Here is a 19,559-nt window from a genome sequence, read left to right as displayed (position 1 = left end):
TATGAGTAAAGAACTGGCCAAAATAAAATACTATGTAGTAGTTGCGCTCCTTGCGCTTGGCGGATTTGTGTGGGCTGGTCTTACCGGAACACGTTTACTGGGCGACGACAATGAGAGTGTCGAAAACAAACAGGGCTACTATGGTGGTTCAGGCCATTCTGGCGGCAGTCGCGGCTATTCCCGATTTTATCATAAATAACCTTACCTCCAACATGGAATACAAGTACATTACGGCCTCCATTGTTTACTCGCTATTGGGCATTGCTATCCTGATCATCAGTTTTGTAATTATTGAAAAGCTGACGCCCGAAAATCTCTGGAAAAAGATTCTGGATGAGCAGAACGTTGCCCTGGCCATTCTGGCGGCTGCGTTCATGATTGCTGTTTCTATCATTATCAGTTCCGCCATTCATGGTTAGTGACGAAGAGCGGGTGGCGGTCAGGCCGGGATTAACGCCCCTGCATTGGCTGTTACTGGTATCGGTATTTGTTATTTCGACCTGCGGGCTGATTTACGAACTCGTGGCCGGTACGCTCGCTAGTTACCTGCTGGGTGATTCGGTCATGCAGTTTTCAACCATCATCGGGGTCTATCTATTCTCGATGGGCATCGGCTCATGGCTCTCTAAATACCTCGATGGTAACCTGCTTAAGTGGTTTATTCGAATTGAACTTCTGGTAGGTATTGTTGGCGGATGCAGTGCGCCGTTGCTGTTTGTCCTGTTTGATTATGTGGCCTCATTTCGGTTGGTGTTGTACACGCTGGTCGGGTTAACGGGTATTTTGGTCGGGCTGGAAATTCCACTGCTCATGCGCATTCTGGAGAACCAACTGTCGTTCAAAGACCTCGTTTCCCGTGTGTTTACATTCGATTACATTGGGGCACTGCTGGCATCATTAATCTTTCCCCTGATTCTGATTCCGCAACTCGGCCTGATTCGCACCTCCCTGTTTTTTGGCTTACTGAATATCGGTGTGGCGGGGTTCCTGCTGTATCGATTTGCTGAAACCCGCGCGTTCCGGCCTGGATTCACGATCGTACTACTGGCCTCCGTTATTCTATTAACCGCTGGTTTTGTTTATGCCGAACGCATCATGTCGTATGCCGAAGGCGTATCGTTTCAGGATACGGTCATTTACAGCAAAAGCACGCCCTATCAACGGATTGTGCTGACCCGGAACAACCGCGAACTCCGACTTTACCTGAACGGTAATCTGCAATTCAGTTCGGCCGATGAGTACCGTTACCACGAGGCTCTCGTACATCCGGCCATGCAGGCGCGCCCCAACGCCCAACGCGTACTGGTGCTGGGTGGGGGCGATGGAATGGCCGTGCGGGAATTGCTCAAATATCCGGCCGTTCAGCACATTCGATTGGTCGATCTGGACCCAGGAATGACGAGTTTGTTTCAGCAGAATGAAACACTACTGAAGCTTAATCAGAGGTCATTGTTATCACCTAAGGTGCAGGTTATCAATAACGACGCGTTTACCTGGATACGCCAGGACACCATCCACTATGACGTTATTATTGTGGACTTCCCCGACCCGTCGAATTATTCAATTGGCAAGCTTTACAGTACCACTTTTTATGCCGAGCTGGAAAAGCGGCTGGCACCCGATGGGCTAGTGGTAGTACAGTCGACGTCGCCTTATGTAGCTCGGAAATCGTTCTGGTGTATCCGGAACACGCTGGCAGCGGTTGGTTTTCAGACCATTCCTTACCATGCTTATGTGCCGTCGTTTGGTGAGTGGGGGTATGTGTTGGCGCTCCGCAATCGGCACTGGCGCGTAGATGGCCCACTGCCGAAGGGGCTTCGCTATACTAATACGGCTACCCTCCGGGATATGCTTTATTTTCCACCCGATATGTCGGAAGTGCCAGCAGCGGTCAATAAATTGAATAATCAGGTTCTGGTACAGTCGTTTGAAGAAGAGTGGGCACCCTATGGACAATAACGCTGACCAATACGAAGGGCCAACGGCCAGCCGACGCGAATTTTTGGTACAGGCAGGCCTTGGCGTGGGGGCCTTGATGATCGGCGCTACTGGATTACCTGCCTGCTCTCCATCACGTTCGAGTAGCCATATTCAAGGTGGGATGGTGGGTGCCAATCATCAGACTGGCCACAAACTCAGAGCAATTCCAGCATTACACAAGTTGCCGATTGCCGGGCAGCTAACGACCGATGTCCTCATTATTGGTGGCGGTGTTTCGGGCTTATCGGCACGGCGGTGGTTGCATCAGCAGGGCGTTCGGGAGGTGCTGTTGGTGGAAATGGATACGCAAACGGGCGGCAACGCAGCCTATGGACAAAACGCCGTTTCTGCCTATCCATTTGGCGCGCATTACCTGCCAGTTCCGGATCTTCGGCATAAAGAACTGCTTGATTTCTTACAGGAGAGCGAGGTCTGTACAGGTTTCGATGCGGAGAAACGGCCGATATATAACGATTACTTCCTTTGTCACGATCCTGAAGAACGCCTGTTTATTAATGGTTTCTGGCAGGAGGGGCTTGTGCCGGAAACAGGTGTGCCGGAGATCGAAAAAGAGCAGATTCGGCGTTTTTTTGAAGTGACTGAACGCTTCAGACAGGCGAAAGGTACCGATGGGCTCGATGCGTTTACGATTCCACTCGACCGATCCTCTACCGATGCGCAGTTTCGCGCTTTAGACGCTATTTCATTTGCCGGTTATCTTGATAAAGAAGGATTTACGTCACCGTACCTACGCTGGTACCTGACCTATTGCTGTCGTGATGATTACGGTGCCACGTTAGAAACGACCTCGGCCTGGGCCGGTATTCACTACTTTGCTTCTCGGAAAGGACAAGCCGCTAACGCAACTGCGGCCTCAGTGCTGACCTGGCCACAAGGGAACGGATTTCTGGTCGATCAACTTCGGGCGCAGGCGGATTCGCCGATCCGGCAGAATCTACTAGGCTACGATCTGCAACTCAGTAGTTCTGGCGTGACGGTTCGAGCCTGTGATGTTGAGACTAATCATACCATCCTGATTCACGCGCGTAAGGTGATTATGGCAACCCCACAATTCATTACAAAACACCTGACTGGCTCTATTGATCCAGAGCGAACCAATCTGGCGAGTTTTCGATACGCCCCCTGGATGGTGGCTAATCTGACTATTTCAGGACTACCGCAGGGGAGAGGTATGCCGCTTTGCTGGGATAACGTGCTCTATAATACTCCATCGGTTGGCTACATTACCGCTAACCATCAGGACCTGCACGATACTCCTCAAAAAGTAATTACGTATTATAAACCACTCACTGATCAGGAACCGGGCGCTGCCCGACGAACGGCATACACGACGACTTATGAACAATGGCTGGACCAGATTCTGAATGAATTAGAGATGGCACATGCGGGCATAACCCCTTATGTTTCGCAAGTGGATGTCTGGTTGTGGGGGCATGGTATGATTGCGCCATCACCCGGTTTTATTTGGGGAGCAGAACGCCAGCGGGCTCGTCAACCCATTGACAATCGGGTATTTTTCGCTCACTCCGATTTAAGTGGGATCTCTATTTTTGAGGAGGCATTCTATCAGGGTATCCGGGCCGCTCAGGAAGTTACGAAGGCGTGATGAAACAGCCCTGGATAAAAAATGCCCGCTTCGACGGCCTGTATGTACTGGCTCCGCCATTTCTGGCTTTGCTGGTCGTATGGCTGTTGCCGGAGCGGTTCAAAACCACCAGCGAGATGCCGCTTGTTGGCTGGGTGATACTGGTGTTGCTGGTTGATGTGGCGCATGTGTACAGCACTTTGTTTCGTACCTATTTTAACCGCGCGCGTTTCCGGCAGCAGCGGCTATTATTTCTGATGATCCCATTGGGTTGCTATCTGGGAGGGGTCTTGCTGCACAGTGTCAATAGCTTATGGTTCTGGCGGGCACTGGCGTATTTGGCCGTCTTTCATTTTGTGCGCCAACAGTATGGCTTTATGCGCATCTACAGCCGTTTCGACAATGTACCTGGTTGGTCAAGGGGACTGGATACACTGGTCATTTATGCGGCTACAGTATATCCTGTCATTTGGTGGCACCTGACTCCCGGGCGGCATTTTAACTGGTTCATTGACGGTGATTTTGTTCAGCCGCAGCTAAAATGGCTGAAAATTACGGCAACAATTCTGTACTGGCTCTTGCTTGCCTTATACGTTGGAAAAGAAAGTTGGCTATATGCCCGCTCCCGTGAGCTTAACTGGCCTCGTAATTTGTTGGTTGCGGGTACGGTTAGTTCGTGGTATTTCGGGATCATTCAATTTAATGGGGATCTGGCGTTTACGATGCTCAACGTGGTGTCGCACGGTATTCCGTATATGGCGTTGATCTGGGTCAGCGACCGACCGAAACTGACTTTGAAACAGGAAAATTCTACTGGATTATCAATAAACAGGTTTAGTTGGCTTGTTTTTTTTAGTTTACTCGGTATTCTGGCTTATCTTGAAGAGGGTTTGTGGGATGGGCTCGTCTGGCGCGAACACGCTACGGTTTTTGGCTGGTTTCAGGCACTTCCACTTGTAACGGAACAACATCTGCTGGCTTTGTTAGTCCCTTTACTCGCACTCCCACAAATGACCCATTATGTGCTGGATGGTTTTATCTGGCGGAGAAAAGATCGTTCATGAAATTCCTTACCATCAGTGACCTTCACGGAAGAACCGTCTGGAAGGAAGCTAATTTTGACAAGTACGACCAGATTATTTTCCTTGGCGATTATACAGATAGTTATATTGTTGATGATGAAACGATTTATACGAATCTGCTTGAAATCAGTCAGTTAAAGCAGGCTAATCCAGATAAGTTTGTGTTGCTGATTGGCAATCACGATGCCCAATACCTGCATTTTCCGCACTATCGCTGTTCTGGATTTCGGGCTTGGGCGCAACCTACGTTGAGCGACTTTTTTGCCAAACACCAAAATCTGTTTCAAATAGCGCATCAGGAGGGGCCTTATCTGTTTACGCATGCGGGCATTACCAATAAATGGCTTAAACGATTACTGACGGAAACCAACAATGGATCCTTAGCCATAACTCCCGATTATCATTTGGCCGAATTAGTAAATGAGATCCACCAGCGAGAGCCGTGGTTCCGTAATCTGCTATTTGAGGTTAGTCCCAAACGGGGTGGCTCTAGTCCGTTTAGCGGACCAATTTGGGCCGACCGTTCCGAAACGAAAACCGATTACGTAGCGGGATTCCATCAGGTTGTTGGGCATACACCCATCCATGAATTTACAACAGTGGGCGATGAGTCTGGGTCAATTACGTATACAGATGTACTGCAAACCAAAACAGCATTTTACGAAATCACAATCCCTGACTAACTTAGGCACTAAAGAAACGAAAGGCCTGTATCAGGTCGTTACTTATAAAATGGACACGTAATTGTTAGTCGTTGTCATACGATTGTCATTGCTAGTCATTGATTGCCTTATACCTATCAAATGACCAGTAATGACAATCGTATGACGATTGACAGACTCTTCTTACTTTGCCTGAATGAACTTCCTTTATCCTACTTTTCTGTTTGGCCTGATGGCCGTGTCGGTTCCAATTGCCATTCACCTGTTTAATTTCCGGCGGACACGGCGGGTATTTTTCACGAATGTTGCCTTACTGCGAAGCGTTCAAACGGAAACCAAATCGTTTCGGCGGCTGAAACACTGGCTCATTCTGGCATGCCGTTGTTTATTTCTGGCCTGTCTGGTGCTGGCGTTCGCACAACCGTTTATCCCCAGTAAAAATAAACTGGGTTTGTCGCGGCAGGGCGTTACCAGTCTGTATGTCGATAATTCGTTCAGCATGCAGAATGAGCGGAATACCAAGCGCTACCTGGATATTGCTACGGGCAAATTAGATGAACTGTTGACACTGTTTCGCAATGCCTCTTCCCTTCAACTACTGACCAACGATTTTTCGGCGGCCGAGCAACAGGCCGGAACCGCCGAATCGGTTCGTGACCGCGTGACCTCCATCCGCTTTGCCCATACGCCCCGAACGCTCGAAACCGTTTACCGCCGACAGCGTAACCTGCTGAGTTCGCTCAATCCGGGTGGTCGAAACCAGTTGTTCTGGTTCTCCGATTTTCAGAAAAGTACCGCGGGTGATTTATCGCGGCTTAAAATCGACACCACCGATCGTTTGTTTATTGTGCCTTTGGATGCCCAGGCAACTAAAAACGTGTATGTCGATTCCGTGTGGCTGAGCACGCCCTTTATTCGGGAAATGCAGAACAACAGCATTAACGTTAAGCTCAATAACGCGGGCCGGGAGAATGTCAAGAACCTGCCAATACGCCTGTATTTAGATGATACACAAACGTCAACTGCTTCGGCTGTGCTGCCGCCGGGTGGATCGGCAACGGTATCACTCAATTTCAATGTGACCTCGAAAGGGTACCACCGCGGACGGATTGTGTTTGAAGACTACCCAATCACCTTCGATAACCAGTATTTCTTTGTCATTGAAGCGTCTCCGGCTGTTCGGGTATTGCATTTGTATGAACAGCAGGCTGGTTCACCAACCCGCACAACGCCTTATGTAGATGCTGTGTATTCCAACGACAGCCTGTTTGTGCATCGGAGTTTCAATGCCCAGAATTTCGATGTGGGCCAGTTGAAGGAAACTGATTTAGTTGTTCTGGAGGGAGTTGCTGATGTAAACGGCACCCTGCGTTCTGAGCTGGAACGCTTTGTTCGTCAGGGTGGTAGCTTAACTATTATTCCACCTGCTGTGCCAAATGCAACCTCGTACGAGCCATTTCTACGAAGTTTAGGGGTTGGGAATCTGCAGGTTTTGGCTTCGCCGGGCGCAGCCCCCACCTCGGTTCCCGTGGCCGATCCTGACCGACGGACTCCATTTTTCCGGGATGTCTTTCAGCAGAGCTATCAATCCGAGCCGCTGAACATGCCAACGGCAGCGCCCGTCTGGCGCTGGAGTGCGGGAGAACGACTCCTAACCCTGCGCGATGGAAATCCATTACTAACTCAGTCCAGGGTGGGTAGTGGCACCGCCTTTGGCAATGTTTATGTGCTTGCCAGCCCACTATCGTCGGCCTACGGGAATCTGGCTGAACACGCCTTATTTGTGCCGGTTATGTATAAAATGGCTGCCCTGAGCGTTCGGGCGCAGCGGACGGCCTACTCATTCGATGATAACCTGTTGACGATTCCAGTGAGCAATCCGTCCGAACGGTCAGTATATAAATTGAAGCGCGATAAACTGGAAATTATTCCGGTTCAGCGTGTAGTTGGCAATCAACTCCTGCTCGAAATGCCCAAGAGTAACGAACTGGCTGCTGGACAGGAGGTGGAAGCGGGCTACTATGCGTTGCAGAACAGCGACGGGAAAACGGAGCGATTGCTCGCCTTTAATCACGGTAACGAAGAGTCATCAATGGATTTTTATTCAGCCGACGAGCTTCGCCGGGCATTTGCCAATCAGCCTAATGTTGAGGTATTCGACAGCATTCAGGATGGCGATTTTGTACAAGTGCTGGAGCAGGAAAATTTGGGAAAAAGTCTCTGGAAGTACTTCCTGCTGGCGGCATTGGCGTTTTTGCTGGTGGAAGTGGGCTTAGTGCGGTTTATGAAAGGATAAGGCCGTTAGAATAAGACCTACCTAATTAAATCAACTTCCCAAAAACTTTAGAACATTTCTAAAGTTGCTAAGTTGGGCAGGTACATGAAGCCTCAGGAAACAGCGCTTAGGGTACGCTGCTAATCGAGACGACCACTAAACCAGAACAGGTATGACACTCTCGTTTACAGCTTCAACTACAGAGGACCAGTTACGACACTTTAGTTGCCAACTTCCTGAACTGGAGATTGCATTGGATGTCCTGAGTTCAATCACTTTAAAGGGCGATAAAATTCTTAAAGCCTATATTAGTGATGAAGATGGAAGTATGGAGCTTCCTACAGAAGCTTTTGATGGGGAACCATTCACCGATCCGTTGCATCAACTGGCAGAACAATGGCAGATTGCCCTTGGTGAATCCATCGTCTTGGTCTCGCCCGATAATAGATGGTATATCGAATTAACCCGTCGGCGAATTAAGCTATATGATGACAGAATTGGTCAGCTTCTGTTGACAATAACCAAGTTAGAGCAGTTTCGTGAACGGGTTCATGGGTCTATTACGCAAGGGCCCAGGGAAATAAAAATAATTAATCACTACGACTCGTTACTTATTACTTATCTCCATCAGGTCGATCAGGTCAAAAATGGTCGGCAATTAGCTCAGGAAAAACTTAGTTATTTACTGGGCTAATTTACTTCGGCTTTATACTGACCCTGATTGCATTGGAGTAAACGAGCTTTCACTCAATTGCTCCTGCTGGAAAACAAAGGTATGCGCCTGACGTGCCCGCTCACGGGCTTCTCGGGCTTTCTGAAAAAATTGCTCGGCAGCATTCTTGTTGCCCCCTTCGGCAAACTGTCTGCTGGATTGTTCAAGTAAAATAACCGTTTCTTCCAAGGCGCGAATAGCCTTCCAGAACGATTCTTCCACCACTTTACTCGTATCAGCCAATAACGAACTGGCCGTAAAGGCGTGACCAGTATGGCAGCGATACCGAATGAGCTTCCCTTCTTTGATACTGACCAGGGCTCCCTGACACTCGGGGCAGGTCAATGGCGTTAACTCGCCCATGTCTAAGATTCCCATATCGAATGCATTGTCCTGAGCCGCAATATTTACCTCTATTTCCAGCCGTTTCTGCTCCTCGGGTGAGAGGTTTGGTTTATCTGGAACCGTTTCTCCAATTAAATCACAGAGCAATAAAGCCATCTTAGAGATTGGGAGTGTGTAATCGACATCTACATATTCCAGAACGTGGGTTGGCATACTGGCATACAGAGCCTCCTCGGGTTGCTGGATGATGCATGTGCCCCCTAGTCGCTTTACCGACCACATACCCGATGTACCATCATCGAGCATACCTGTCAGAATCAGGCCAATTACCCGGGGCCCGTACGTATAGGCGGCCGACCGGAACAAGGCGTCGATAGACGGACGGAATCGGTTTTCTTTTGGTCCTTTTTTTACAATCAGCTGGTCATATTCTACCAGCAAGTGATGATCTGGTGGGGCTACATAAATATGACCCGGCTGGATGAGTTCCCCATCTTTCGGATGAGATGCCGGTATAGGCCCAGAATGGCTCAGAATATCAGGCAAATAGCTCGGAGAGTGGGGAGATATATGCACCACCACAAAAACAGTTGCGTTAAAGTTGGGGGGGAGAGACGCCATTAATTCCTTCAGGGCAAAAACCCCACCAGCCGAAGCTCCAATAACAATAATGTCTCGTTTTGCCATACATTTATCTAACCTAGAACCACTTTCACTAAGCCACGAATAGTGGAAGTTTCTTGCAACAATATGTAAAATTAGGCAACAATAATAGGCTGATTTTCAGGGCAGAATCTAACAGATAATACGCCCGTTTAGCTGGCTTTTCACGCCTGATTACTTAACTAAAGTTGTACTATTTAGTTAGTTAATTAGCGGCAAGCCATATCTTTATAGGACGTTCGAATCCTGCCGACTGTGGTTATAAAGTAAACCGGTACCCTGCCCGTTGGTTTAGTAAAGCAGTAAAAAATGCCTAAGAAAAAATCATCTTCTGACCAGTCAGAATCAACGTCTTCCGCCATTGTTCCTATTGTTGCCATTGGGGCATCGGCAGGGGGAATGGAAGCCATGACAGAGTTATTGGAACATCTGTCGCCAATGACTAGACTGGCGTATGTTTATATTCAACACCTTGATTCGAATTTCGATAGTCAGCTTGCCAGCATTCTGGGACGTGCAACCACCATGCCTGTCAGGCAGGCCAAACATCTCATGCGAATTGAGCCTGATCATGTGTACGTTATACCGCCTAACCAGGATATAGAGGTTGTAGACGGTTTATTGACACTCCAGCCACGCCAGTCGAATGGGTCGCCACATATGCCCATCGATCGGTTCTTTATTGCCCTGGCCGACCGGCAGAAGGAAGGATCTATTGGCGTTTTATTATCCGGAATGGCTAACGATGGAACGCTGGGGCTACGGGCTATTAAAGTGGCAGGAGGGATTACGTTTGCGCAGGACGAAACGGCACGGTTTCAGAGTATGCCCAAATCGGCAATTTCCGAAAATGTGGTAGACCGGGTGCTTTCTCCCATTGAAATTGCTCATGAACTGGAATTGCTGAGTGGCAAGCCTGAGCTGTTTCGGCAGACGGAACAGGCTGATGTATCGGAAGATGACGAAACCGACGAAGATATAAAGGCGGTCATTTTATTGCTTCGTAGGGCAGTTGGAGTTGATTTTGGGAATTATAAAATTACAACCATTCGTCGGCGTATTATCCGGCGAATGCTGCTTTTTAAGCTTGAAACACTAAAATCGTACGCTAATTATATAAAACAGCATCCGGATGAAATGGAACTGCTGTACAATGATCTGCTAATCAATGTAACTACGTTTTTTCGCGATCCGGAAACGATGGACTACCTCCTAAAAGTCCTGTTTCCCCGGATTATCAAAGAAAAGGGGGCTCGCGAGCCAATCCGAATTTGGGTGCCTGCCTGTTCAACAGGGCAGGAAGCCTATTCACTAGCTATCCTGTTGATCGAAGCCCTGGGCGATATGGCGTCGAGCATGACGATTCAGGTATTCGCAACTGACTTGAGCGAAGCTGCGGTAGCCAAGGCCCGGATGGGTAGCTATACAAAAAGTGAGGTCATGGATGTATCGGCCCGGCGGCTACAGCGGTTCTTTACCAAAACGGATGATCACTATCGTATAAACCGAGCCGTTCGTGATTTGTGCGTATTTGCGCCCCACAACCTGCTAAAAGATCCGCCATTTTCGCGCCTTGATTTTGTTAGTTGCCGTAATCTATTGATTTATCTGGGCAGCACCTATCAGCGAAAGGCGATCTCTATGTTTCATTATGGACTCAATCCGAATGGCTACCTACTGCTTGGCAAATCCGAAACGGTAGGTAGCTTAACTACGCTGTTCGCTCAGGTAGAAAAAAATTATAAGATCTACATCCGTAAAAACGACGTGATTAGTCGGGCATCTTTTGAGATGAACCCCCGGCCCGGCTTTGATCGGTTGAATTTAGATAATCCGGAGCCCGACAATAAAGGAGAACGGTTCAGTGGGGCCGATGCGGCAAAGCGGCCTGAATCGGCTCCTGAGATGGGGTTTCCGGTCAACGATCTGGAAAAAACAATTGATGATTTACTCCTCCGTCAGTATGTGCCTGCCAGTGTAGTGGTCAACGATGATCTGGATATCCTGCGATTTAGGGGCTCTACCAGCACATTCCTTGAACCCTCAACCGGAAAAGCCAGCCTGAACTTGTTGAAAATGGCCCGCCCTTCGCTGGTATTTGAACTACGTAACACAGTTCATAAAGCTCGAAAAGCAGGCCAGCCTGTACGCAAAACGGGGCTGGAGGTGAAAATTAAAGACAAAATACATCAGGTTGCCATTGAAGTTGTTCCGCTTAAGACAGATACCGAAGAGCGGCTGTACCTGGTTCTTTTTGAAGAGGTAGAAGCACCCGGAAGCGTAGGTACCGATCTGGCTGAAAAACGCAATCGCCGGATTAAGCAACTGGAGGAGGAACTGGCTACGCTGCGCGAAGATATGCGCTCAATTGTAGAAGAACAGGAAGCTAGTAACGAGGAACTCCAGTCGGCCAATGAAGAAATCATTAGTAGTAATGAGGAGTTGCAGAGCATCAATGAAGAACTCGAAACCAGCAAAGAGGAAATTGAATCGACAAACGAAGAATTGCTGACCATTAACCAGGAGTTACAGGTCCGAAATGATCAGTTGTCGGAGGCCAACGAGTTTTCTGAGGTCATCTTTGCAACCATCCGGGAGGCTACCCTGGTACTCGATGAAGATTTACGGGTAAAGAGTGCTAACAAGACATTTTATAAGCTGTTCCGGGTAGATGAAGACCAAACTCAGGGGCGGCTTATTTACGAACTGGGTAATCGCCAGTGGGACATTCCTGCCTTACGCTTGTTGCTGACAGATGTGATTCGGCATAATGTTCAGGTCGATTCGTTTGAAGTGGCTCACACCTTCGCCGATATTGGGGAGAAAATTCTGCTCGTCAATGCCCGCCGGATTGTGCGGAATCAGGAAGCAATTCTGCTGGCCATTGAAGATATAACCGAACACCGCCGGGCACAACGCCTGCTGGCCGAGCGTGAAGCCTGGCTTCATAACCTGGTTGAAAATGCGCCGGTATTGATCTGGGTATCAGATGCCAATGGCTACTACACCTTCTTTAACAAAGCCTGGATCAACTTTACAGGCCATTCATTAGCTAACTCTATAAAGCAGGGCTGGGAAAAAGACATACACCCCGACGATCAGCAGTCGTATTTAACAACCTATAAAAGCGCATTGGCAAAACGGCTGCCCTTTCAGGTAGAGTTACGCCTGAAACGATTCAATGATGACTACAAATGGGTACTACTGAACGCCAGCCCCATGTTTTTGCCCGGTACGGCGGAGAGTCGTACCCCCGCCAGTGGGGTAGAGGCTGATAGGTTCGATTCATCCAGAGGTATATTTAATGGCTACATCGTTACCTGTGCTGAAATTTACAATCATAAAACACTACTTCAGGCTTTAGACTTCCGGGCTCAGCAGCGAATGCAAAAAGTGTTTGAAACCAACGCAATGGTATTGCATGCCCAGCGGGAGTTAGCCAAAAATAAGACGGATAATTCTGTCCATGAACTAGCTCAGAATGAGCTTCAGCAGCATGAAAACCAGTTCAGAGAACTGATTGAAAGCACATCGGATGTGATTACCCGCTGGGCTCCGGATCTGAAATTGCTGTATGCAAACTCAGCCTTCGAACAAAAGATAGGTAAACCCAAAGAGGAGTTGGTGGGGAAAACCAATCAGCAAATGGGCCAGCCCGATGAGATTGCTCTTCCGTATATGAACAAATTGCAGCGGGTGTTTGACACTAAACAGCCGCAAAGCCATTATAATACATTTCCTACACCCAACGGTATATCGTATTTCTTCTCCAGATTAGTCCCGGAAATAGGTCCTGATGGTAACGTTCAAAGCGTACTGGCCATTGCGCAGGATATCAGCGACTTGAATCTGGTTGAAGAGATTCAACAGACCGCTTTTAATTTACAAGGGGTATTGGATAGTTCTCCGGCTGCCATTGGTCTCCTGCATGCCATTCGAAATGAACAGTATCAGATCATTGACTTCGAGCTGGTTGTTTGCAATCAGAAGTTTTCGGCACTGGTTCATCAGCCAATCGAGCACTTAGCGGGGATGTCGGTATCGCGGTTAGCAGATGCTTTATGGGGAGATGATACATTTGTTGAATTAGAGAAAGTATTGTTAACCAATGAAATAACCTACAAGGAGCAACACGAGACATACGAAGATGGCGATCGCTGGCTGGCTATGTCGCTCACAAAACATGATGATGGGGTAGTGATTACGAGTTTAGATGTAACCGCCCTGAAAAAAGCCGAGCAGCAGCAACTTGTTTGGTTAACCAAACTGGAGCAATCGAACAAAAACTTAGCAACGTTAGACCAAATCAGAAAACACATACGGACACGGGGTGAACTCCTGCGCAGTACCTCGCACGATCTGCGGGGTAACTTTGGTATTATTCAGGGCGCTGCTTCTTTACTGGATATGGCCAATACCGACGAGGAGCGGAATCAGATGCTGGCTATGCTTCAGCGAAATTTAAAACAGGCCACGCAAATGTTAACTGAGTTGCTTGATTTCTCCCGATTAGAGGCTGGTCAGGAAGAACGGCAGATCGATTCCTTTGATGCTTCCAACTTATTAAATGGACTGGTTGAGAGTGTACAGCCATTAGCCCATGAGCAGGGATTATGGCTGAAACATGAAGGAACTGGACGGCTTATTGTTCAGGGAGATAGGACTATGACCCACCGAATTGCCCAAAATCTATTATTGAACGCCCTCAGGTACACCAAGAAAGGCGGGGTAACTGTTGAATGGGGACTAGCTGATGACCAGGAACATTGGCAATTCACGATTAAAGACACAGGACCAGGCCTTCCAACTGGTAATCAGGCTAATCAGGGCGAAGGCATCGGTCTATCAATTGTCAGGCAGTTGTGTGAGTTATTGAACGGCCATATAGAAATAGATAGTCAGTCTGGTATAGGAACACGGTTTATGGTGTTATTACCCCGGCAATATGAGCGTTAGTTTATTGGTTGTTAGGCATACTTGGGCAAGGTAACAGCCTCCCACCAATAGTGGCGGAATGAAGCAATACAATCGAGCCATTTTTCGTACCCCATAGGCTTAACAATGTACGAGTTACTTCGGAGGGAATAGGATTCACTAATATCTTCAGGATCGCTGGATTGGCTTAGGATAACAACGGGTATTTCCCGGAACAGGTAATGCGCCTTAATCATTGCTAACAGTTGCCAGCCCATTTGCCGCTGGGGTAAGTATAAATCCAGTAAAATGAGTTTTGGCAATTCGCGTACATCGGCTTTACAGGCTTCCAGATACATGATTGCCTGAGCAGGCTCCTGCATCCAGATAGCCTCCACTTCAGGAAAACGCTGTAGTAATGCCCAATGAATAATGAACCATTGATCGGCATTATCTTCAACCACTAAGATGGTTGCCTTTCGAAATTTACGCGATGATGAAGTAGTCAAATTGGTCATAAATGAGCGGAATACAGAGTACTGTAAAAATACAAAATGCTCTCGTTTTTAATCAAATGTATGTTGTTTTTTTTGTTATATGAAGAGGCCGAATAGTAGGCTGGCTTTCCCTGTTCTGAACGCCAATAGCTGATACTGTTCCGGAGTTAACCGGCTATTGATTTGCTGCTGTCAGCCTAAGTGTGAACGAAAAATAGGGGTGATTATAAACCAATTTCGTACTCACAGGTTTAACTAACTGATTGATCCCCTGATTTTTGTTGACAATCGGGATGCGCTGAGATACCTATGGGAAAACGATCATTTTATATAGATAAAGGAGCTTATGCCAATCTCCTTGCTGGTATAGGCAGCCTACACACTACAGAACGAAAGGGGAATCTATCCGATTTTCAGGTATATGCTGACAATACATGGCTAGCCGATACCGTGATTATTGAGCAACTGACCCGCTCGCAGGGGGAGTGGCAGGTTGAGTTGTTGTTTGCTTCGATTCATAATCCGCTTAAATTTTTAAAGCAACGCATGATCGCTAATTCCTGCCCTGAACGGGCGGCTCAACAGGCGCACGTTATGCGTAAACTGACAGCTAACGATCGGCGGAGGGACATAACCATGTCAATCGGGCAGATGAATATCTGTTCGAATTGAGACTTGGAAATGGCTAAAATACTACTAGGTCGGTATATAACAAGAGTAACGGCTTTGACCCTGGAGTTAATGCTGGATGTGTGTTCGTTTAGTCAATGAAACCAATCAGATGGAAGCGATTGAACTTACTATTGTGGCCCTGTCAGAAAGCCTGTCACAACCGGGTAACTACGCGCTTATTCTGGAAGATATGGTCAGTCAACGTCGTGTTCCGCTGATTATTGGTCCTGCCGAAGCTCGGGCTATTGCTATGGCAATAGAGAAAATGACTCCCTATCGACCGCAAACCCACGATCTGTTTTTTCAGACACTCGAACGCCTGAACACGCATCCAACGAGCGTTCAGATTCATCGGGTTGGCGAAAACAGTGTATTCTTTGCCTATCTACACCTCAATACCCCATCTGGGCCAGTAAGTATTGATGCCCGACCTTCCGACGCCATTGCATTAGCGGTCCGGGCGGGCTGTTCGATCTTTATGAACAAAACGGTTCTGGATATAAGTGGCTACTATCCCGACGATACTGCCCGCGCCCTGGATGGCTTTTACGCAGCTTGTACCCTCACCGAACTCGACGATTTGCTCGATAATACCCTGAAAAAAGAAGATTACGAGAGCGCAGCCCTTGTGCGTGACGCCATTGAGCGTCGAAAATAAGCCATAGACTAGACTACCCTTCACATTCGTTTGCCATCGTGGCCCCATATTCTTAGCGTAGGAATATTGGATTTACCCAATTTTACGTATTTTGGTAACAAGATTTGTTATCGAATGCTTTTCTTTGCCCAACTATTGCCTTGCCGTTTACATGTCGCCTGATCAAAAGGCTACTAGTAAAAGGCCCTTTAGGAGGCATAAAGGCACGTTATAGCACAATGAATCTATAGAAAGCTGCTGATAACGAGGTAAGTATCGCTGGATTTATGCAACTATCAGCCTTATCAGTTCTATATTTTATAGTGACCAATAGTTTATGTTTGGTGATGTATTGCTACTGTGTGACTAACGTACTTTGGTTGACGTGTATTGACGGTAGGTCAATGAAACCAGAATAGGGTAGTTTTTAACTAGTCTGAGTTCGAATTTTTGGCGAAGGGAAGAGCGGTATTTGTGAATAGAGGAGCTATTAAAACGAAATCAGGCGGTATACGTAATTCAACTTAGAACCCATAAATGATGTTTTATAAATTTGATCCTCTTACGTATGCTAACTTTATTCACCGATGAAGAAGTAATTCTCCAATTCTCAGACAGCCACCCCAGGCAATGCTTCGAAACCCTGTATAAGCGGTATTTCGGCAAAGTGTATCGTCGCTGTTTGTCCATGACCCGAGATCATGAACTCGCTCAGGACTTTGCCCACGACATCTTTCTGAAGGTGTTTGCTAAACTGGACGCTTTTCAGCAACGATCTAGTTTTTCGACCTGGCTTTATGCCATTTCGTACAACTACTGTTCAGACCAGCTTCGACTCGCGAAGCGGCTTAAGTTTGATTCACTGGACAATCTGTTGAAACAGGATATACCTGATTCGGATTTTGCTCAGTTACACGAAGAGAAGCTCCAACTGGTGAGGGATGCACTGGCACAATTGACAATGAATGAACAGGCATTACTTCACTTGAAGTATGAAGATGGCTTAACGGTTAATGAAATTGCAGGGTTGTATAGTCTTAAGGATTGTACTGTGAAAATGCGGCTCAAACGAAGTCGGGATAGAATGCATAAATGGTGTACTCAGCAGTATGCCTATCCTTCCATACCCACGTATTCATAATAGCCAAGACGTTGGTATTGTCAATCACAAAGCCCGCTATGACACTTCATGGCGGGCTTTTGTCGGTTCATCGCCCGAACGGTTGATGTTAACTGCTCCGTCAACTACTTTTGACCCACTAGGGAATAAACGTTGATGCGGTGTACCAGTCCAAAGGACGGCCGCAACCTGCTATATTTACAAAGACGAAATCAACCTCAACGGGCTTTGAAGACCTTTAATGACCGGCCGTTACGAATTTTTGGTCCACTCACCCTGTTTGTAGTTGGAACCGTATTTTTTCGCCTGAACTGGTACTTTGAGCAACCCTTCAGCAGCGTACTCCGAACCGATCTGATTGCCCTTAGTGCGGGATACTTTTGTTGGAATCTGGCCCGCTGGGTGGTGCTTTCCTTACAAAAATACTATCCAGGTCTGGCCAATACCCGCCGTCGTCTGCAGTGGATGGTGCTGGCTCTTCCCGTGTTGGTCAATATTGGCTGGCTTGTCCGGCAGGTAGCTCACATCGCTTTCAACGGGTTAACTACATTCGACACGACACTGCCTGCCTATACCTACTCACTAGGTATTCAGCTATTTTACCATGCTATTTATTTTGTTATTTACGAAGGCAGTTATGTGCTACTAGCCTGGCAGCAAGCTTATGAGCGAAACGAACGACTCAAAAAACGAAAGCTTCAACTTCAGCTCGATACCCTGAAAAGCCAGATCAACCCGCACTTTCTGTTCAATAGCCTCAACTCGCTCTCCTCGCTGATTTACGACAATCCCGGTCAGGCCGAAAATGTCGTGGATGAAATCAGTAGTGTGTACCGGTATTTGCTACGTGCCAATGATGGGGAATTAACAACTCTTGGCCGGGAGTTGCAGTTTATTCAGTCCTATTTTCACCTACTGAAAACCCGCTATGGGGCCTGTCTCGATCTGCGGATTTCAGTAGGGGCAGCGCAGATGGAAATGAAGCTTCCAGCGCTAACCCTGCAACTGTTGCTGGAAAATGCCGTCAAGCACAATGTCATGTTGCCCGAACGACCACTCCGGGTGGTTATCGAAGCCCAGGAACGGTCATTGATTGTGCGCAATAACTTACAGCGGAAGAGTACCCCCGTACTATCGAATCGGATTGGGCTGACCAATATTGCAACCAAATACCGATTACTGGGTGAAGGCGATCTATCTATTCTGGAAGCGGATGGACAGTTTGTGGTGACTTTACCCTTACTGGCTCATCAATATGAAATGCCGGTTCGTTCATGAAACCACTCAATGACACCCGCCTGCGTTTACTTGGCCCGGTTGGGTTGTTTTTGTTTGTTGGCCTTTTTTTTCGGCTGGACTGGTATCTCAAACTGCCTTTTAAAACGACACTGTTCAATGACGCCATTGCGCTGACGGCAGGACTAGTCTGCTGGCAAATTGCCCGCTACGTAGTTTTACAGATTCAATACCGGTATCCGGGCCTTGTCAATACCCGCCGGCGGTTACTGTACTTATTGGCAGCGCTGCCTGTGCTGGTTTTCTTTGCCTGGCTGATGCGTCATTGGGTGCGTTACCTGATTGATGGTAAATTCTTATACTTTACCAGTGCGGTCGAGCTTAGCCGGACGCTTGGTATACAGGTTTTCTATCATATCATTTATTTTTCGGTGTACGAAGGCTGGTACATTCTGCGCCAGTGGCAGCGTGAAACGGTAGAAAGCAGCGACCTGGAGAAGATGTCGCTACAAAGCCAGCTCACGTCCTTACAGAGCCAGGTTAATCCTCATTTTTTGTTTAACAGCCTCAACTCGCTTTCCGCACTGATCCGGGAGAATCCCGATTCTGCCGATCAGTTTTTAGACGAGCTTACCAGTGTGTTTCGATACTTGCTTCAGGCTGGGGACCAGCACTTGATTCCCTTACGCGATGAACTGAGTTTTATTCGGTCGTACTTTCATTTATTACAAACCCGATACCAAACCGGGCTACTCCTCAAATTAGCCATCGATGAACCGTTGCAAACGATGTTCATCCCTCCGCTTACCCTTCAAATGCTGGTTGAAAATGCTGTGCGCTACAATGTCATCCTGCCGGAGCAGCCCCTGCACATACGCATCAGCACAACGCCAGATGGCTGGCTACGCGTTGAAAATACCCTACAACGAAAGCCGCTTCGGGTGGATACAACGGGAGCCCGACTAACGAATCTGGCAACTAAGTATGAGTTGTTAGGCCAGGAAACTGTGCTTATTGAAGAGAGAAGAGGTTGGTTTGTTGTAACTGTCCCCTTACTGAACGAAGAGTCGTCGATTAACTCGCCCAAGTTGCTGTTCAATAAGTAGTCATTGATGGTCATTGATAGTCACTCATGGTTTTTACGAATAATGACCATCA

Annotated in this window: 16 protein-coding genes; 14 read left to right on the top strand and 2 right to left on the bottom strand. The window is 47.6% G+C overall.

The window, feature by feature from the left end; genetic code table 11:
* Window position 1: 1 nt before the first annotated feature.
* The 8 genes from ACYVGO_RS21635 to ACYVGO_RS21600 all read left to right on the top strand — a co-directional run bounded on the left by ACYVGO_RS21635 (window position 2) and on the right by ACYVGO_RS21600 (window position 8,299).
* Entirely contained in the window at window positions 2-199 is a 198-nt protein-coding gene (locus tag ACYVGO_RS21635; RefSeq protein ID WP_460971057.1) for a hypothetical protein, read from the top strand.
* A 13-nt stretch (window positions 200-212) separates the two neighbouring features.
* Window positions 213-419: a DUF350 domain-containing protein gene (locus ACYVGO_RS21630; RefSeq protein WP_460971056.1), complete on the top strand. Its 207-nt coding sequence runs from the start codon at window positions 213-215 to the stop codon at window positions 417-419.
* Window positions 412-1,959, top strand: a complete 1,548-nt coding sequence (locus ACYVGO_RS21625) for a polyamine aminopropyltransferase (RefSeq protein WP_460971055.1) — start codon at window positions 412-414, stop codon at window positions 1,957-1,959. Before ACYVGO_RS21630 ends, ACYVGO_RS21625 begins: the two co-directional genes overlap by 8 nt.
* Window positions 1,949-3,607, top strand: a complete 1,659-nt coding sequence (locus ACYVGO_RS21620; protein ID WP_460971054.1) for an FAD-dependent oxidoreductase — start codon at window positions 1,949-1,951, stop codon at window positions 3,605-3,607. Before ACYVGO_RS21625 ends, ACYVGO_RS21620 begins: the two co-directional genes overlap by 11 nt.
* Complete coding sequence (locus ACYVGO_RS21615) at window positions 3,607-4,650, top strand: hypothetical protein (protein ID WP_460971053.1); 1,044 nt, start codon at window positions 3,607-3,609, stop codon at window positions 4,648-4,650. The genes ACYVGO_RS21620 and ACYVGO_RS21615 overlap by 1 nt, the downstream gene beginning before the upstream one ends.
* The gene (locus tag ACYVGO_RS21610; RefSeq protein WP_460971052.1) at window positions 4,647-5,351 is read left to right on the top strand and encodes a metallophosphoesterase; all 705 of its coding nucleotides are present in this window, start codon (window positions 4,647-4,649) and stop codon (window positions 5,349-5,351) included. Before ACYVGO_RS21615 ends, ACYVGO_RS21610 begins: the two co-directional genes overlap by 4 nt.
* A 175-nt stretch (window positions 5,352-5,526) precedes the next feature.
* On the top strand, window positions 5,527-7,626 hold the full coding sequence (locus tag ACYVGO_RS21605; RefSeq protein ID WP_142772023.1) for a BatA domain-containing protein: 2,100 nt from the start codon (window positions 5,527-5,529) through the stop codon (window positions 7,624-7,626).
* A gap of 151 nt (window positions 7,627-7,777) precedes the next feature.
* Complete coding sequence (locus ACYVGO_RS21600) at window positions 7,778-8,299, top strand: hypothetical protein (RefSeq protein WP_460971051.1); 522 nt, start codon at window positions 7,778-7,780, stop codon at window positions 8,297-8,299.
* A 12-nt stretch (window positions 8,300-8,311) separates the two neighbouring features.
* On the opposite strand, the gene ACYVGO_RS21595 is transcribed toward ACYVGO_RS21600, so the two are convergent.
* A complete protein-coding gene (locus ACYVGO_RS21595; RefSeq protein WP_460971050.1) occupies window positions 8,312-9,349 on the bottom strand; it encodes a chemotaxis protein CheB in 1,038 nt (345 codons plus the stop codon).
* 285 nt (window positions 9,350-9,634) lie between these two features.
* Here ACYVGO_RS21595 and ACYVGO_RS21590 point away from each other — a divergent pair, with 285 nt between their 5' ends.
* Entirely contained in the window at window positions 9,635-14,281 is a 4,647-nt protein-coding gene (locus tag ACYVGO_RS21590) for a CheR family methyltransferase (protein WP_460971049.1), read from the top strand.
* A gap of 11 nt (window positions 14,282-14,292) precedes the next feature.
* Here the strand turns inward: ACYVGO_RS21590 and ACYVGO_RS21585 are convergent, their stop codons facing one another.
* A complete protein-coding gene (locus ACYVGO_RS21585; RefSeq protein WP_460971048.1) occupies window positions 14,293-14,757 on the bottom strand; it encodes a response regulator in 465 nt (154 codons plus the stop codon).
* A gap of 288 nt (window positions 14,758-15,045) precedes the next feature.
* On the opposite strand from ACYVGO_RS21585, the gene ACYVGO_RS21580 reads away from it, so the two are divergent.
* From ACYVGO_RS21580 to ACYVGO_RS21560, 5 genes are all read left to right on the top strand, one after another.
* Window positions 15,046-15,408, top strand: coding sequence for a hypothetical protein (locus ACYVGO_RS21580; protein WP_460971047.1), 363 nt, complete (start codon window positions 15,046-15,048; stop codon window positions 15,406-15,408).
* A 109-nt stretch (window positions 15,409-15,517) separates the two neighbouring features.
* Window positions 15,518-16,066: a bifunctional nuclease family protein gene (locus tag ACYVGO_RS21575; protein WP_460971046.1), complete on the top strand. Its 549-nt coding sequence runs from the start codon at window positions 15,518-15,520 to the stop codon at window positions 16,064-16,066.
* 547 nt (window positions 16,067-16,613) lie between these two features.
* Window positions 16,614-17,186: an RNA polymerase sigma factor gene (locus tag ACYVGO_RS21570; protein WP_142772028.1), complete on the top strand. Its 573-nt coding sequence runs from the start codon at window positions 16,614-16,616 to the stop codon at window positions 17,184-17,186.
* A gap of 207 nt (window positions 17,187-17,393) precedes the next feature.
* Window positions 17,394-18,443 carry a sensor histidine kinase gene (locus ACYVGO_RS21565; RefSeq protein WP_460971045.1) on the top strand — a complete coding sequence of 350 codons (1,050 nt, stop codon included), beginning with the start codon at window positions 17,394-17,396 and terminating at the stop codon, window positions 18,441-18,443.
* Entirely contained in the window at window positions 18,440-19,507 is a 1,068-nt protein-coding gene (locus tag ACYVGO_RS21560; RefSeq protein ID WP_460971044.1) for a sensor histidine kinase, read from the top strand. Before ACYVGO_RS21565 ends, ACYVGO_RS21560 begins: the two co-directional genes overlap by 4 nt.
* Window positions 19,508-19,559 lie beyond the last annotated feature (52 nt).

Source organism: Spirosoma migulaei, from assembly GCF_054776855.1.
Note: the sequence above shows the minus strand (reverse complement) of the source record. Positions and strands in the feature narration are given on the sequence as shown.

Excerpts from the sequence above, each read along its gene's own strand:
- ACYVGO_RS21560 (WP_460971044.1), top strand. The coding sequence starts at position 18,440 with ATGAAACCACTCAATGACACCCGCCTGCGTTTACTTGGCCCGGTTGGG.
- ACYVGO_RS21605 (WP_142772023.1), top strand. The coding sequence starts at position 5,527 with ATGAACTTCCTTTATCCTACTTTTCTGTTTGGCCTGATGGCCGTGTCG.
- ACYVGO_RS21620 (WP_460971054.1), top strand. The coding sequence starts at position 1,949 with ATGGACAATAACGCTGACCAATACGAAGGGCCAACGGCCAGCCGACGC.
- ACYVGO_RS21635 (WP_460971057.1), top strand. The coding sequence starts at position 2 with ATGAGTAAAGAACTGGCCAAAATAAAATACTATGTAGTAGTTGCGCTC.
- ACYVGO_RS21615 (WP_460971053.1), top strand. The coding sequence starts at position 3,607 with ATGAAACAGCCCTGGATAAAAAATGCCCGCTTCGACGGCCTGTATGTA.
- ACYVGO_RS21570 (WP_142772028.1), top strand. The coding sequence starts at position 16,614 with ATGCTAACTTTATTCACCGATGAAGAAGTAATTCTCCAATTCTCAGAC.
- ACYVGO_RS21595 (WP_460971050.1), bottom strand. The coding sequence starts at position 9,349 with ATGGCAAAACGAGACATTATTGTTATTGGAGCTTCGGCTGGTGGGGTT.
- ACYVGO_RS21600 (WP_460971051.1), top strand. The coding sequence starts at position 7,778 with ATGACACTCTCGTTTACAGCTTCAACTACAGAGGACCAGTTACGACAC.
- ACYVGO_RS21625 (WP_460971055.1), top strand. The coding sequence starts at position 412 with ATGGTTAGTGACGAAGAGCGGGTGGCGGTCAGGCCGGGATTAACGCCC.
- ACYVGO_RS21590 (WP_460971049.1), top strand. The coding sequence starts at position 9,635 with ATGCCTAAGAAAAAATCATCTTCTGACCAGTCAGAATCAACGTCTTCC.
- ACYVGO_RS21575 (WP_460971046.1), top strand. The coding sequence starts at position 15,518 with ATGGAAGCGATTGAACTTACTATTGTGGCCCTGTCAGAAAGCCTGTCA.
- ACYVGO_RS21585 (WP_460971048.1), bottom strand. The coding sequence starts at position 14,757 with ATGACCAATTTGACTACTTCATCATCGCGTAAATTTCGAAAGGCAACC.
- ACYVGO_RS21610 (WP_460971052.1), top strand. The coding sequence starts at position 4,647 with ATGAAATTCCTTACCATCAGTGACCTTCACGGAAGAACCGTCTGGAAG.
- ACYVGO_RS21630 (WP_460971056.1), top strand. The coding sequence starts at position 213 with ATGGAATACAAGTACATTACGGCCTCCATTGTTTACTCGCTATTGGGC.
- ACYVGO_RS21580 (WP_460971047.1), top strand. The coding sequence starts at position 15,046 with ATGGGAAAACGATCATTTTATATAGATAAAGGAGCTTATGCCAATCTC.